We start from the raw sequence: 14,741 nt of genomic DNA, 5'->3' as shown, positions 1-14,741 counted from the left end.
CGGTCGGCGCTGCTGCTGACGGTTTCGTGGATCGCCTGCGCCGGCAGGAAGATGCCGAAGTAATAGCCCACGCCCGCCCCGGCCAGCAGCGCTCCGGCCGCCAGGCTCAGCTTCAGGACGGTATCGGCGCGAGTCGCCATGCCGCTCAATCCTGCTCGCGCGCCACTTCGCGCCAGCCGATGTCGCGGCGGCAGAAGCCTGAAGGAAAGTCGATCGCGTCGACCGCCTCGTACGCCCGCGCCTGCGCCTCGGCCACGGTTCGGCCGGTGCCGGTGACGTTCAGCACGCGCCCGCCGTTGGCCGTCAGCACGCCATCGATGCCCAGCGTGGTGCCTGCGTGGAACACTTTGGCTCCGTTGGCTTGCGCGGCGGGAATACCGTCGATCCGGCCCCCTTTCTCGGGTGTTTCGGGATAACCGTTGGCGGCCATCACCACGGTCAGGGCCACGTCCTTGGCGAAGCGCGGCGGCTGGATCGCACCCAGCCGGTTCTGCGCGCAGGCTAGCAGCAGTTCGACCAGATCGCTTTCCAGCCGCATCATCAGCACCTGGCATTCGGGATCGCCGAAGCGGCAGTTGTATTCGATCAGCTTCGGGCCCTCACGCGTCAGCATCAGCCCGGCGTAGAGCACACCGGAATAGGCCGAACCCTCGTTCGCCATCGCCCTGACCGTGGGCGTGAGGATGCGGGCCATCGCCTCGCCCTGCAACGCCGGCGTGAGGACCGGGGCGGGGCTGTAGGCGCCCATGCCGCCCGTATTGGGGCCAGTGTCCCCTTCGCCCACGCGCTTGTGGTCCTGCGCGGAGCCGAACGGGACGATGGTGCTGCCATCGGTCAGCGCGAAGAAGCTGGCTTCCTCACCCTCAAGGAACTCTTCGATCACCGCTTCCGCGCCGGCCTCGCCAAAGCGACCGGAGAAGATCTCCCGTACCGCCTCTTGTGCTTCGGCCATCGTCATGGCGACGGTGACGCCTTTTCCTGCCGCCAGGCCATCGGCCTTGATCACCACGGGCGCGCCGAAGCCGTCCAGTGCCGAAAGGCCGTCCGCCTGGTTGGTGACGCGCACATAGGCGGCGGTGGGGATGCCGGCCCGCTCGCACAGATCCTTGGTGAAGCCCTTGGAACCCTCCAGACGTGCCGCCCCCCGGCTGGGTCCGAACACGGACAGCCCCGCACCGCGCAGCGAATCGGCCAGGCCATCCACCAGCGGCGCCTCGGGGCCGATCACGACAAGCCCGATCGCCTGCGCCTCGCAAAAGGCGATGACGGCGGCGTGATCGGTCACGTCGAGGGCGACGCAATTGGCGTGTTCGGCTATGCCCGGATTGCCCGGCGCCGCATGGAGCGTGCCGCACAGCGGGGATTGCGCCAGCTTCCAGGCCAGCGCATGTTCACGGCCCCCCGAGCCTAGCAGAAGGATGTTCATGGCGCTGCCTTTCGATGACGAGGACGATGCGATCGACCGGAAAGCGCCGCTCCTAGCCAAGGCCACGCCGGGGGACAACGCCGAGCCACTGTCGATCAGCGAACTTTCCGCACGGTTGAAGCGGACGGTGGAGGATCGCTTCGGTTTCGTGCGCCTGCGCGGCGAGCTTTCGGGCGTGAAACGCGCTGCGTCGGGCCACCTCTACTGCTGCCTCAAGGATGACAAGGCAGTGATCGACGGGGTGATGTGGAAAGGCGGTGCCCAGCGGCTCGCCTTCCGGCCCGAAGACGGGGTGGAGGTGATCGCCACCGGCAAGCTGACGACGTACCCCGGTCGCTCCAAGTACCAGATCGTCGTCGAATCGATGGAGATCGCCGGCGAGGGCGCGTTGCTGGCTTTGCTGGAGAAACTGCGCGCGCGGCTTGCCGCCGAAGGGCTGTTCTCGGTCGAGCGCAAGAAGCCGCTGCCGTTCCTGCCACGGACCATCGGCGTGGTGACATCGCCCACCGGCGCGGTGATTCGCGATATCCTGCATCGGCTGGCGGATCGTTTTCCCAGCCGCGTGCTGGTCTGGCCGGTGCTGGTGCAGGGGCAAGGCGCGGCAGAGCAAGTGGCGGCGGCAGTGCGCGGCTTCTCTGCCATGCCCGCAGGCGGCGCAGTGCCGCGTCCAGACCTTGTGATCGTGGCGCGCGGGGGCGGCTCGATCGAGGATTTGTGGTCTTTCAACGAAGAGATCGTCGTGCGCGCAGTGGCGGAATGCACGATCCCGATCATCTCGGCGGTGGGGCACGAGACGGACACCACCTTGTGCGATCACGCCGCCGACCGCCGCGCACCCACGCCCACCGCCGCGGCCGAGATGGCGGTGCCGGTGCGCGCGGAACTGGCGGCGACGCTGGCGGACCTCGCCTCGCGCAAGCGGCACTGCGCTTTGCGTCCCGTCAGCCTTGGCCGCGAGCGGCTGGAGGCGCGGGTGCGTCATCTGCCCAAGCCCGAGGCACTGCTGGCTGCCAAGGCGCAGCGGTTGGACGAGGCTGGCGAGCGACTGCGTCGCGCGCTGCGCGAGCGCGCGGGCCAGGCCGGGGCGCGGTTGGAGGCCCAGGGCGCGCGCCTGTCGCTCCCGCTGCTGCGCCACCGGGTGGAGCGGGCGGAGGAGCGGTTGGTCCGTACGGGCGTGACGCCTCTCCTGCTGCAGCGCCGATTCGAGGCAGCGGCGCGCCATTTCGCCCCGGTGGCGCGGGTGCTGCCGCAACTCGATCCTGACAAGCCGCTGCAGCGCGGTTTTGCGCGCGTCACGGATGCCTCCGGCCACACCCTCACCAGCAAGGCCTTGGCCGAGCGCGAGACCTCGCTCGTCCTCAAGTTCCGCGACGGTGCGCTTACCGTCACGCCGGGCGACGCGCCGATCGATCCACCGCGACCGTCATCGCCGGCCCCGCCTCCCCGCCGCGCGGTGCGGCAAAAGGAGGCGCAGCAGCAGCAAGGCGATTTGTTCTGAGGAAGGGCTTCTGCTAGTCGCTTGTCCATGCTGATGTCTGCCGCCGATCGCCCCGCCACCCTGCGTTATGGTCCCAACGGTTTTCGCGTGCTGAGCCCGGGCAATCATGTCCTGTGCGCGGTCACCGCCGAGAAGATCCCGCTGGACGTGTTGCGCTATTGGAGCGTGGAACGGCAGGAGGCCTACGCTTCGCCCGAAATCGCGACACGCCGAATGCTCGGGCAGGGATGAACGCCTTGCGCTTGCGTGCTGCTGCGGCCCTGACCGTGATGATGCTGGCCGCCTGCAGCAGCGGGCCGCCCGTCGCGCCATCGCCAAACAGCCCTGGCGGCGCCGAGCCGGCCACTTTGCCCGGAGACGGCGGGCCGACTTTCGTGCCGGGCCGTCCTTCCACCTTCGCCTTTGCCGGTGAGCTGACGCAGGGCGGCTGGGCCAAGGGCACGGTGCCTGCCGGAACCTACAGCCTGTCGCTGGATGGCAAGCCGGTGCCGTTCGCGGCGGACGGAACGTTTTTCGTCGCCTTCGATCGCGATGCCGCCCCGACCGCCACGTTGACCGCCGGGCTGCGCTCTGGTGAGCAGGTGGTGCGCAAGCTGGCGATCGCCCCGCGCGCCTGGCGGATAGAGCGTATCAACGTCGCCCGGCGCGAGGCGGGCCCGACCGAGGCCTATCTGGCTTTGCGCAAGCCCGAACTCGCCCAGATCGACGCCGCTCGTGCTCGCCAGACCGATGCCATGGGCTGGCGGCAGGACTTCATCCTGCCGGTCCGGGCGCGCATTTCCGGGCAGTTCGGCTCTCAGCGGATCTATCGCGGTGAACCGGCGGCCTATCATTCCGGCCTGGATCTGGCGGGCGGCGCGGGCACGGCCTTTGTCGCCCCGGCGGACGGCGTGGTGATCCTGGCCGCGACCAAGCCCTTCACGCTGGAGGGCAATTTGCTGATGATCGACCATGGCATGGGGCTGAACAGCGCCTTCCTGCATTGCTCTCAGATTCTGGTGCGCCAGGGGGAGCATGTGAAGCAGGGGCAGGTGATCGGTCGCATCGGCGCCACGGGTCGCGCGACGGGTCCGCACCTGCATTGGTCGGTCAAATGGAACGACGCGCGCATCGATCCGATCCTGCTGACCGGGCCGGCGAGGTAGCCGACTTGCTACCTCGATAGGGTTTATCCCTCCGCCACGGCTGCGGACGGGCTTGCACCCGGTGGCGACGGCCTTATCAGACCCTTTGTGCGGCGCACCATCGCTCTACTGATCCTGCTGCTTGGCGTGGCTTTGACGACGTGGGCCCGCTCCGAGCGCGTTCTGGTCGTGCCCAACGATACGCTGCATTTCACCGCCCTGAAATTGCCCCCGCCCGACAAGTTGCAAGCGCACCTCGGCCCCTTCCGCCTGGCGGGGGCGTGGGAGATGAAACTGGGGGACTATCGCTTCGGCGGGTATTCGGCCTTGCTCGCGTTGCCCGACGGGCGGTTGCTGGCGATCTCGGATTTCGGCCGCTTCCTCACTTTCATGCCGCCCGGCGGTGACCAGCGCTACACGCCCAAGCACGGCGATCTGCTGAAGGATCCGCGCAACGACAAGCGCGGCGTCGATAGCGAGTCGGCGACGCGAGACCCGCGCACGGGGCAGATCTGGCTGGGGCTGGAATACCGCAACGCCTTCGTCCGCCTGGGTCCGAACTGGCGAGAAACCGGCCGCGCCGCGCCCTCCAGCATGGCGCATTGGGGCCTGAATTCCGGACCGGAGGCCATGCTGCGCCTGGCAGATGGCCGCTTCGTGGCGCTCTCGGAAGGGGCGCGCAACTGGTTCTGGCCCAGCCGGCATGATGGCGTGGTGTTCCCCGGCGACCCGGTGCGCCGCCCCGAGGCCGGGCAGCGTTTCACCTTCCAGGGCCCCACCGCGTTCGATCCCGTGGATATGAGCCAGTTGCCCGACGGGCGTGTCCTGGTGCTGATGCGCACGCTGATCTGGCCGCTGCCCGAGCGCTTCGCCGGCCGCCTTGCCATCGGCGATCCCCGGCACATCCGCAAAGGTGCCACTTGGCGCGTCACGGAAGTGGCGCGGTTGGCCTCGACATTGCCGGTCGACAATTTCGAAGGCCTGGCCGTCGTGCCGCAGAAAAACGGCACGCTGATCGTCTGGCTAATCTCTGACGACAACCAGACGCGGCTGCAACGCACACTGCTGTGGAAGCTGGTCGTCGATCTGAAGGACTTGCCGGGCTGAGGCCTAGCCCCTTTCGGTTCGTTTCGATCGAAGTCGAGCTAGAGTTGCGCGAGATCAGCGGGTCTCGACTTCGCTCGACACGAACGGAGAGTGTCGCATCCTGATGCAGTCGGATAAACGCAAAAAGGCGCGCGGATCGCTCCGCACGCCTGTTGCTTCGCCGATCAGCGCCCCGCCGTGGCGGGGCAGCCGGATCAGGCGGCCTGCTTCTTCTTAAGCTCGCGCTTCACCTTGAGGGCGCGCGTGCTCAGCTTCTCGTCACCAGCCTTGAGCAGCCAGTTGTCGAGGCCGCCGTTGTGCTCAACCGAGCGCAGGCCATGCGTCGAGACGCGGAACTTGAAGCTGCGCTCCAGACCGTCCGACATCAGCGTGACGTTCTGCAGGTTAGGCAGGTAGACGCGCTTGGTCTTGTTGTTGGCGTGGCTGACGTTGCAGCCGACCTGGCGGCTCTTACCAGTCAGTTCGCAAATACGGGACATGTGTCTTCTCGCTCGAAAAAAATCGGTGCCGTGTAAAACGGGAAGGCGCGCCCTTAGCGATTCACATCGGCGGGGTCAAGTTGTGCACAGGCCTGCAAGGCGCTAGCGCATCGCCATGACCGCCAGTTGGCCCCTTCCCGAACCCATGGCTTTCGCGCTGGAACAGGCCCGCCAGGCGGCCGCAGCGGGCGAAGTGCCGATAGGCGCGGTGATCGTCAAGCAGGGCCAGGTCATCGCCACGGGCCGCAATGCGCCACGCGGGCGGCACGATCCCACCTCTCATGCCGAGATCGAAGCGATTCGCGCAGCCGCGCTGGCTCTGGGCAACGAGCGGCTGGATGGCTGCGAGCTTTGGGTGACGTTGGAGCCTTGCGCGATGTGTGCGGGCGCGATCGTCCATGCGCGCGTTTCGCGGCTGTACTATGCGGCAGCCGATCCCAAGGGTGGCGCGGTGGAGCATGGCGCGCGGATATTCGATCACCCGCAATGCCTGCACCGCCCAGAAGTCTATTCGGGCATGGGGGAGGCGCAGGCGGCGGACATGCTGCGCCGGTTCTTCCAGGAGCGGCGCTAGAGCGTACCGACATTCAGCCCTGACGGCCTGCAAATGGCGGTTCCGCGCGCTTCCGGAGCTCACGGACCAAAAGTCCGCTGTGCTCCGGATCACGCGAAACTACCATTTTCGGCACGTCATCTTCTGAATGTCGATACGCCCTAGAGCCCGCGCCAGATTTTCAGCTTGGCGCTGTCCGCCGGGCCGAAGTGCCTGCGGTCGCAGCGCTCGGGCAGGAAGCGGCGCGAGTAGCACAGCTGCACTTCGCGCAGCCAACCCGTGCGGCTGACCTTCACGCCAACTTGCTCTGGCTTCCACGCGGGATTGAGGCGCACGAATTCCTGCCGCAAATCTCCCGCCGTCAGGTCCTGTTTGCGCGAAAGGCGATCGGCGTCGAACCACCGGATAGAGCGCCACAGCGCATTGGCTGCGCGATAATACTGCGCGGGCGTCTTGGCCATGCAGCTGCCGTGCTTGGCCCATTCATGCGCCAGCAGGCGGGTGGAGGGCGTCATGCATAGATGGGGCCGGACATCCGCGGGTGTAGGCGCCAAGCGGGTGGCGCACCACTGTGGATAGGGGCCGCGCGATTCGGGCCAAAGGCCGTGCAGCACGAAGCCGAAGCGGCCGTCCCGCCCGGAGCATTGCATCGAGGCGGTATCGCGGCTGGTCTTGCAGTAATCGGGAGACCAACTGGCAGACAGCGTATAGCCGCTGATGGGGGAAGGGCGCGGCGGCGCATCGGCCTCGATCCGGGGGATCGGCTCGATTCGCGTAGGCGGCGCACATTGATAGGCTTGTGCGAAGGCCGGTACCGGCAGCAGTGCCGCTATGGCGAGCAGGGCCTTCATAGCGGCGTGAAATCCAGTCCGATATCGGCGGCGGGCGCGCTCTGGGTGAGACGGCCTACGGAAACGAAGGTGACGCCGGTGGCGGCGATCGGGCCGATGGTCTGCAGGTTGACGCCGCCAGACGCTTCGGTGGGCACGCGCCCGGCGACCAGAGCGACAGCTTGGCGCAGCGTGTCTGGACCCATGTTGTCGAGCAGCAGATGATCGGCTCCGGCGGCCAGCGCGGGTTCGATCTGGTCGAGGTTGTCGACCTCGCAGATCACCTGGGCCACGCCCGCCGCCTTGGCGCGCGCTACGGCAGGCCCGACGCCGCCGGCGACGAGGACGTGGTTGTCCTTGATCATCGCCGCGTCCCACAGGCCCATGCGGTGATTCCTGGCCCCGCCCTGGCGCGTGGCGTACTTTTCCAGGTGGCGAAGGCCGGGGATGGTCTTGCGGGTATCCAGCAGCGTCGCATGGCCGCCCATCGCATCCACATACGTGCGGGTCATCGTGGCGATGCCGGACAAGTGCTGCACGGTGTTGAGCGCCGAACGCTCAGCGGTCAGCATCGCGCGGGCCTGCCCGGTCAGCCGCATCAGCTTGGTTCCCGGTTGCACTTGTGCGCCTTCCTCCACCAGTACCTCTACCGCCATCGCGGGATCGAGGCGGCGGAAGAACGCGGCGGCGATCGGCAGACCGGCGACGGTGATCGCATCGCGCGAGTCCATCACGCCGGAAAACCGCGCGTCGGCGTCTATCACGCTCTCGGACGTGACGTCCCGCCCGCCGCCGGGCAGGCCGATGCCGAGGTCTTCATCGAGAGTGGCGGAAACGAAGGCGTCGAGATCGAAGCCGGGGAGGGTGAAAGCTGTCATCGCCGCCGTCTTTCGCGCGGGTGGAGGGGGTTGTCGAGGGGCGATGTGCGCCAGCCCTCGTCATTCCCGCAAGCGGCGATGAGAGTTTTGCAAGGGCAGGAATACGCATTCCCCGCTCGACACGAACGGGGTCGAGACGGTCTAGCTTGTCCCCGCCGGTCTGGCTTGGGCAGGCCGCCTGAGCGCGTTTAGTGAACGAAGCGCGCGATCACGTCGCGGTAGCTGCGGCTGACTTTCACTTGTGCGCCCGAATCCAGCACCAGGAAGCACTCCCCATTGGTGTGCGGCTTCACCTGGCGGACCTGATTGAGGTTGACGATGGTGGAGCGATGCACGCGCTGGAACACGCGGGGATCGAGGCGGCGCTCAAGATCCTTCATCGTTTCGCGCAAGATCAGCGAATTGTCGGCGGTGCGGATGCACATATAGTCGCCCGCAGCTTCGATATGTTCGATCGAATCGACATCGATGCGGAAGATCTGCCCGCGATCCTTGATGTTGATCAGCTTTTCATAGCGGTCCGAGCTGGGATCGGTTTCCTCGGGAATCGCATCGATCGCGTCCGGGGCGACTTCGGCAAGCACCGTCTTTAATTTTTCCGCTTCCTCGGCCGAGCGCTTCTCGGCCAGGCGGGTGCGGACGCGGGCGAGAGTGTCCGCCAGCTTGTCATCCTCGACCGGCTTCATCAGGTAATTCACCGCGTTCGCCTCGAAAGCGCGGACGGCATGTTCCTGATAAGCGGTGACGAAGACGAACAGCGGAGGCTCGATCTCCATCACGCCCTTCACCACGGAAAAGCCATCGAAACCAGGCATCTGGATGTCGAGGAAGACCAGGTCGGGCTTTTCCGTCTTGATCTTGCGGATAGCCTCGCGCCCGTTGGAGCAGGTATCGATGATCTCGACGTCGGTGTACTTTTCCAGGCGCAGCTGGAGCCCCTGGATCGCGAGCTTCTCGTCGTCGACGAGGATGGTACGAATGGTCATGCAGTGAAATCTCCGGCGCTGGAACGCGCGGTCCCCATCAAGGTTTCAGCTTGAACGAAGGATGACCCGCTCCGGCAGGGTGCTTGGGCGCAGTGTATCAGCGAGCGGTGGCGGTGGCGAGTTGCGGAGCCGTAGCGTCGGCGCTGGGCGACGGAGCCCGCTCGAACGGCAGTTCGATCACGACAGCAAAGCCACCCTCGGGCGGATCCATCGTTTCGAAACGGTGTTCTTCGCCATAAGCCTGGAACAGCCGGTCCCGGATGTTCGACAGCCCAACGCCGGTCGAAACCGGCTCCCCACCATCATATGTCATGCCCGACAGCCTGTTGTCGGTGGTGGAGGTTTGCAAGCCCGGGCCCGTATCCGAGACGACGATGCGAAGCGTCGAGCCGATGAGTTGCGTGGAGATGGTGATCTCGGCCCCGCTTTCCTGCTGGCTGACGGCATACTTGATCGCGTTTTCGACCAGGGGCTGCAGCAGCAGCGAAGGCAGCAGGCCCTCCTGCGTTTCCGGCGCGATATCAAACGTGGTGCGCAGCCGCTCTTCGAAGCGCATCAGTTCGATGCCCAGGTACAGCTTGAGCGTCTCCACCTCCTGCTCCACCGTGACGCGGGCGGAAGGCTTGTTGATCAGGGTGTAGCGCAGGAACGAGGATAGGCGGCTGAGCATCGCGTTCGCCGGCTCGGTCTGCTTGAGCAGCACCAGCGTCGAGATCGAATTGAGCGTGTTGAACAGAAAGTGCGGGTTCAACTGATAGCGCAGCATGGCCAGCTGCGCCTGCGTGGCCTGGTTTTCCAGCCGCAGCAGCTGGTCGTTCTGCTCTTCCACGGTGAGGTAGAAGTTGATCGCGTAGTACAGCGCAGACCAGGCCCCCAGCAGCGTGGCATCATAATAGAAGTACCCGATGAACAACTGGGCGAAGCTTGCCTGCGCCTCTGCACGGTAGAGCCAGATCACCCAGGCATCGACGAAGGCGTAAAGCCCCACCGCGATCGGGATCGCCAGGACGGTGACACCCCAGGTGACGATCGGGCGCTGCGGGATCAGCGCGCGGAAGATCACGGCCAGCACCAGCGAGATCGAAAACCCCGTCATCGTGCCGATCAGCACGATCACCAGGAAGGTCAGCGGTTGATCGTTGGCGATCGCGGACATCGCGCGCAGCAGCATCGCGCCCGCCCAGCCCACCGCTTGCAAGCGCCAGAAAGCCTGGTTCTTGTTGGCGAAAAACGGGATCGGCTTGATGGGTAGGACGGCCATTGCACCGATTCGTAGCGCAAAAGCGCGGTCGCGGGAATCCTTTGGGTTCAGCGCCGGGACAAGAGGGCAGCGGCGTTAGCTTGGCCGCGCGGCCTTGACCGCCTCTGCCAGCTTGTCGAAGCCGACCGCGCCGGAGATCAGCTGATCTCCGGCCACCCAGCTGGGCGTGCCGCCAAAGCCCAGCTTCTGCGCCAGTGCCAGGTTGCGTTGCAGCTCCTGCGCCACGGGCGCGCTGGCGGCCACCTTCCGGGCCCGGGCAAGGTCCAGTCCGGAAGCGAGTGCCGCTGCGTCGATCGCGGCAGAATCAAGCTGGCCGGCGGCGAACATCGCCTGATGGAACTGCGCGTATCTGCCCTGCTCGGCTGCGGCGAGCGCCATCTTGGCGGCGGGCGCGCTCTGTGGGTTGATGATCGGCAGTTCGCGCACCACCACGCGCAAGTCCGGGTTGGCCTTCACCAAGGCATCCAGATCGCTCAAAGACTTGCGGCAGAAGCCGCAGGCATAGTCGGTGAACTCCACCAGGGTGACAGAGCCGCGCGGATTGCCCAGCACCGCGCCGGGGAAGGGCTGGTTCACCGGCGCACGCACCGCGGCCAGTTGCCCGCGGTTCTGATTGCGCTGCAGGTTCTCCATCGCCTCGGGCAGGATTTCGGGATGTTCGAGGATGTAGGAGCGCACGATTCGCTCCACCGCCGCCTTGTCCGATGCGGGGGCCAGTTGGCGATGGGCGAACCAGCCGCCGACCCCGGCCACCGCCATCAGCGCGATGATCAAGGCGATACGCCCGCTGCCCGAGGGCGAATCCTTTCGTGTGGTCATCGCGGCGGCCTACTTGCCTTTGCGGCTACGCTCAATCTCGGCGCGGGCCTGGAACTCGATATCCTGCGCGCGCAGCCAGTCGGGCGAGTTTTCAGGCAGGCCCATTTCGGCCGCCCGCGCACTGGCCAGCGCCTCGGCCATGCGCCCGTTCAGCACCTGCTGCTCGGCGCTGGCGAGCCGGGCGCGGGGAATGTCGCCCTGGTTGGCGTAGATGACACCCAGCTGGTACCACGCGAACGGGTTCTCCCGATCGCGCGCCACCGCCGCTTTCAGCACCTGCTGCGCCTCGGCGAAGTTCTTCCGGTCCTCGGTGGCGATCAGGGCGTGGCCGAACAGCGTGGCGATCAGCGGCTGATTGCCGGTCAGCTCCACCGCGCGGCGCAGCGAGGCGAGCGCTTCGGCAGGCTTGCCGGCCTCCAGCAGGATCTGGCCTTTCAGTTCCAGGAAATAGGGATCATTGGGCGCGGTCATCAGCAGGGCATCCGCCTCTGCCGTGGCCCGATCGAGCTGCGAGTCCTTGTGATAGGCATAGGCCCGGGCATAGTGGGCGGGCACCGAACTGTCGGTCAGCGGATAGGCGCGCAGCGTGTCCTTGGGCTCGGCCAGGAAGCCGTAAAGCTTGGCCTTCACGCGGGTGAAACGCTCTTCGATCCGGGGGTCGCTGGGCTTGTTCCACGCCGGATCGGCCTGATAGGTATCGGTCAGCGTGGCGATGCGATCCGCCGTCATCGGGTGCGAGCTGTAGAACTCGTCCCCTGCCGCCGGGCGGTAGCCGTGGCGGAACTCCAGGTTCTGCAGCTTCTGGAAGAATTCGATCGAGCCCTTGCCGGTGATCCCGGCCTTGGACAGATAGCTGGCGCCGGCGGCATCGGCGCTGGCCTCTTGCGAGCGGTTGTAGGCCAGGAACTTGCCCATCGCCGCCTGCTGGCCCGCCATCAGCACGCCCATCGCCGCTTCGCCCCCGCCGGCCGCCGCCGCCGCCGCGCCCAGCAGCAGCGAAAGCAGGCTGATGTTGGTCGCCGCCTTGCCGCCCACGTTCAGCACGGCGTGGCCGCCGGTGACGTGGCCCAGTTCGTGCGCGATCACGCCTTGCACCTGATTGGCCGAGTTCGCCTCGTTGATCAGGCCTGAGTTGACATAGACCGCCTGCCCGCCCGCGACGAAGGCGTTCACATCGGGATCGTTGACCAGCACGATATCGACGTTCTTGGGATCCAGCCCGGTCGCCGCGATGATCGGGCGCGACATGTCGCGGAACAGGGCCTCCGTCTCGGCATCGCGCAAGATCGATTGCGCCGCTGCCGGAACGGACAGCAGCAGCGACAGGAAGGCGAGGAGATAGGCCGGAAGCCGGGAGAAATGCATGGGCCGGAACGCAAGCATGGCCGCCGTGAACCGGCGCTGAAGCGGGGATATCGTCACCGCCCGATCATGCCCGTCCCGAACGCAGCCGTCGAGCGTCCGATCAGGCAGGCGCTTCAGTGGGCGAGAAGACGCCGCGCGGCGCGGGCGATGACGCGGGGCTCTTCCGAAACCTCACCGATGATCGACATGCCACGGTCCGAATCGCGCCGAGCGAGCAGCAGGGTGAACTCGGTGCCATCGGTGGAGATCGCCGACAGCGGAATGCTGGGTGCGCAGCGCAGCCGTTCGTAAAGCGCGCGGTGGTTTTCCGCCTGATCGCCGGCGTCTTCGCCGCCCTCATCGGTCCAGCGCCGCGTATGGGCACGTACGGCCGAATAAGCCCGAGGATCGAGGTGGGAAGCGATCTCGTCCTGCAGGGCGGCGGCGCTGCTGGCCTCCAGCACTTCCTTCCAGTTGATCACGCACAGCACGCGATCGATCGTGGTGTCGTCGGTCGAGAAGGGGAGGAGGATGCCGCGATACAGGATAGTGGCGCCCTGGCCGTTGACGAATTCCGCCTCGAACCCGACCGGGGCTTCGCTGCCCAGGACCTGGCCATGATGGCCGGCCAGGCGCGACAGCAGGGAATGCTCCGGAGCGCCGCTCAAGGTAGCGGGGATGTCACCGTTGCAGTCGGCTGCCAGGGCCGCGCCGCAATGGAGAACGCCGGGATCGGCGGCCTTGTCGGCAATATCGAGCAGCGCGGCGTAAGGCGCGAATTCGGGCAGGGCATCGGGCTTGAGGTCGCCCGTCGCGGGGAAGCGTCGATCCGCCAGCAGCGAGGCCCAGAAGTTGTAAGCGCGAACTTGCAGCCTGCGTTCCGCCTGGCCGATCGCGACCGGCGGCAATTCATCCGCCGCGTCATCTTCGTCCAGCGATTCGTCGCCGTTCCGATCCGTCCACTGGCCCCGCAAGCTATCCATGCCGTTATCCTACGTCCTGATCGGACAACGCGTTCTGCAGGGACATGGTGAACAATCGGTAAAGGTGCGCATTTGCGCGCGGTCAGGTTTTGACGACGCCCTCTCCGGGCTTGGGCAAAGGCGCTGTCACCCGCAGCACCAGGAACAAGACGATCAGGAAGACCGAGCCCGAGTGCAGCGCGAAGGGCAGGCCCCGCCAATCGGCCAGCGCACCCCAGGCCCAGGAGCCGATCGCCATGCCGCCGAAGGTGACGGCCTGATAGATCGACAGGCACCGGCCCAGGATCGCATCGGGAGAGCGCATCTGCACCGCCGTGTTCAGGCTAGTCAGGATCATCACCCAACCGACCCCTGCGCCAAACGCTGCGGGCAGCGCGAGCCAAACCTCATGCACCTCGGCCAGCAGCGACATCACGCAGACGAACAGCAGGGAGCCGACCGCCAGGATCCCCTCCAGGTGCAGCTTGCGGCGCAAGGGGCCGACAAACGGCGCAGCCGCGATCGAGCCGATGCCGAACAGGCCCAGCAGCAGCCCGAATTGCGTCTCGTTACCATGCAACTGGTCGCTCACGATCGTGGGCAGCAGCGCCTGATACGCGGAAAGGCCGATTCCCAGCGCCAGGCCGCGCGTCAGAATGCGGCGCAGCGGCTGCGATCCAATGCAATAGCTCAGCCCCGCGCGCACCGCCGGGATGATCGGCCGCCGGTCGATCTGGCGCGGCGCGGGCCGCCACCACAGCAGCACGCCGATAAGGCCAATATAGCTCACCGCGTTGATCAGGAACGCGAAGGGCGGCCCCCAGATCGACAGCAGCACACCGCCGACCGCCGGGCCGACGCTGCGGGCGATATTGAACGAGATCGAATTGAGCGCGATCGCCTGGGGCAATTGCGATGGGTCCACCTGCTGGCGAACCGAGGCCTGCCATGCGGGTGAATTCAGCGCCGTGCCGATGCCCACGGACAGCGTGAACGCCAGCAGCAGCACAGGATTGATCCACCCGGCATAGGTCATCGCCGCCAGCGCGCTGGAGACCACCAGCATGCCGATCTGCGCGGCCAGCATCACTTGCCGGCGATCGTAATTGTCCGCGATCGCACCGGCGAACACACCCAGCAGCAGGATCGGCACGGTGGCGGAGGACTGCACCAGCGCGACCAGTTGATGCGAGGTGGTCAGCTCCGTCATCATCCAGGCCGCCGCGATCGACTGCATCGTCGCGCCGACGTTGGAGAAGAGGTTGGCGATCCAGATCGCCCGGAAGACGGGATAGCGGAAGGGAGAAAAAGTGCCGGTGCCGGGGCGCGGATGCCCGCTGGGTTCCAGAACCTTGCTGGTCAGAGAGGGGTCCGCATCCGCCACCCTACCGGAGTAGGGTGCGCGTCCTCTCTCGACAAGATCAGAACATGTAACGCATTTTTATGGAGAGACGCTCACCCACGCTGCCCACCG

The 14,741-nt window shown here is 66.5% G+C and carries 15 protein-coding genes; 5 read left to right on the top strand and 10 right to left on the bottom strand.

All coding sequences use genetic code 11. The annotated features are described in order from the left end of the window. Window positions 1–145: 145 nt before the first annotated feature. Window positions 146–1,426, bottom strand: coding sequence for a phosphoribosylamine--glycine ligase (gene purD, locus ACHWRX_RS07000; RefSeq protein WP_394658648.1), 1,281 nt, complete (start codon window positions 1,424–1,426; stop codon window positions 146–148). Between purD and xseA the strand changes: the two genes are divergently transcribed. The 4 genes from xseA to ACHWRX_RS06980 all read left to right on the top strand — a co-directional run bounded on the left by xseA (window position 1,425) and on the right by ACHWRX_RS06980 (window position 5,155). Next, the gene (gene xseA, locus ACHWRX_RS06995) at window positions 1,425–2,924 is read left to right on the top strand and encodes an exodeoxyribonuclease VII large subunit (protein ID WP_394658647.1); all 1,500 of its coding nucleotides are present in this window, start codon (window positions 1,425–1,427) and stop codon (window positions 2,922–2,924) included. The two genes, purD and xseA, sit on opposite strands and share 2 nt — an antisense overlap. Before the next feature lie 27 nt (window positions 2,925–2,951). After that, window positions 2,952–3,155 carry a DUF2093 domain-containing protein gene (locus ACHWRX_RS06990; protein WP_058735564.1) on the top strand — a complete coding sequence of 68 codons (204 nt, stop codon included), beginning with the start codon at window positions 2,952–2,954 and terminating at the stop codon, window positions 3,153–3,155. Further along, a complete protein-coding gene (locus ACHWRX_RS06985) occupies window positions 3,152–4,069 on the top strand; it encodes a M23 family metallopeptidase (protein ID WP_394658646.1) in 918 nt (305 codons plus the stop codon). The genes ACHWRX_RS06990 and ACHWRX_RS06985 overlap by 4 nt, the downstream gene beginning before the upstream one ends. Before the next feature lie 87 nt (window positions 4,070–4,156). Then, window positions 4,157–5,155 carry an esterase-like activity of phytase family protein gene (locus ACHWRX_RS06980; protein ID WP_394658645.1) on the top strand — a complete coding sequence of 333 codons (999 nt, stop codon included), beginning with the start codon at window positions 4,157–4,159 and terminating at the stop codon, window positions 5,153–5,155. A gap of 194 nt (window positions 5,156–5,349) precedes the next feature. Here ACHWRX_RS06980 and rpmB read toward each other — a convergent pair whose 3' ends face one another. Continuing rightward, the gene (gene rpmB / locus ACHWRX_RS06975; RefSeq protein WP_183615727.1) at window positions 5,350–5,634 is read right to left on the bottom strand and encodes a 50S ribosomal protein L28; all 285 of its coding nucleotides are present in this window, start codon (window positions 5,632–5,634) and stop codon (window positions 5,350–5,352) included. A gap of 115 nt (window positions 5,635–5,749) precedes the next feature. Here rpmB and ACHWRX_RS06970 point away from each other — a divergent pair, with 115 nt between their 5' ends. Beyond that, window positions 5,750–6,208 (top strand): nucleoside deaminase, encoded by a 459-nt coding sequence (locus ACHWRX_RS06970; protein ID WP_242867012.1) that lies wholly within the window; start codon window positions 5,750–5,752, stop codon window positions 6,206–6,208. Between the two features lie 140 nt (window positions 6,209–6,348). Here the strand turns inward: ACHWRX_RS06970 and ACHWRX_RS06965 are convergent, their stop codons facing one another. From ACHWRX_RS06965 to ACHWRX_RS06930, 8 genes are all read right to left on the bottom strand, one after another. After that, entirely contained in the window at window positions 6,349–7,038 is a 690-nt protein-coding gene (locus ACHWRX_RS06965) for a ribonuclease T (RefSeq protein WP_058735559.1), read from the bottom strand. Further along, a complete protein-coding gene (nadC, locus tag ACHWRX_RS06960; RefSeq protein WP_394658644.1) occupies window positions 7,035–7,895 on the bottom strand; it encodes a carboxylating nicotinate-nucleotide diphosphorylase in 861 nt (286 codons plus the stop codon). Before nadC ends, ACHWRX_RS06965 begins: the two co-directional genes overlap by 4 nt. A 188-nt stretch (window positions 7,896–8,083) precedes the next feature. Next, window positions 8,084–8,881 carry a LytTR family DNA-binding domain-containing protein gene (locus ACHWRX_RS06955; RefSeq protein WP_058735557.1) on the bottom strand — a complete coding sequence of 266 codons (798 nt, stop codon included), beginning with the start codon at window positions 8,879–8,881 and terminating at the stop codon, window positions 8,084–8,086. A gap of 97 nt (window positions 8,882–8,978) precedes the next feature. Beyond that, on the bottom strand, window positions 8,979–10,142 hold the full coding sequence (locus ACHWRX_RS06950) for a sensor histidine kinase (RefSeq protein WP_394658643.1): 1,164 nt from the start codon (window positions 10,140–10,142) through the stop codon (window positions 8,979–8,981). Between the two features lie 75 nt (window positions 10,143–10,217). Continuing rightward, a complete protein-coding gene (locus ACHWRX_RS06945) occupies window positions 10,218–10,961 on the bottom strand; it encodes a DsbA family protein (RefSeq protein ID WP_394658642.1) in 744 nt (247 codons plus the stop codon). A 9-nt stretch (window positions 10,962–10,970) separates the two neighbouring features. Further along, window positions 10,971–12,344 carry a M48 family metalloprotease gene (locus ACHWRX_RS06940; protein WP_394658649.1) on the bottom strand — a complete coding sequence of 458 codons (1,374 nt, stop codon included), beginning with the start codon at window positions 12,342–12,344 and terminating at the stop codon, window positions 10,971–10,973. Between the two features lie 95 nt (window positions 12,345–12,439). Next, window positions 12,440–13,288, bottom strand: a complete 849-nt coding sequence (locus ACHWRX_RS06935; RefSeq protein WP_394658641.1) for a hypothetical protein — start codon at window positions 13,286–13,288, stop codon at window positions 12,440–12,442. 82 nt (window positions 13,289–13,370) lie between these two features. After that, window positions 13,371–14,651 carry an MFS transporter gene (locus ACHWRX_RS06930; protein WP_394658640.1) on the bottom strand — a complete coding sequence of 427 codons (1,281 nt, stop codon included), beginning with the start codon at window positions 14,649–14,651 and terminating at the stop codon, window positions 13,371–13,373. Between the last annotated feature and the right edge of the window lie 90 nt (window positions 14,652–14,741).

Source organism: uncultured Novosphingobium sp., assembly GCF_964277725.1.
In the GTDB taxonomy this organism is placed as follows: Bacteria; Pseudomonadota; Alphaproteobacteria; order Sphingomonadales; family Sphingomonadaceae; genus Novosphingobium; species Novosphingobium fluoreni.
The sequence above is the reverse complement of the archived record's forward strand: the minus strand, read 5'-3'. Positions and strand labels throughout refer to the sequence as shown.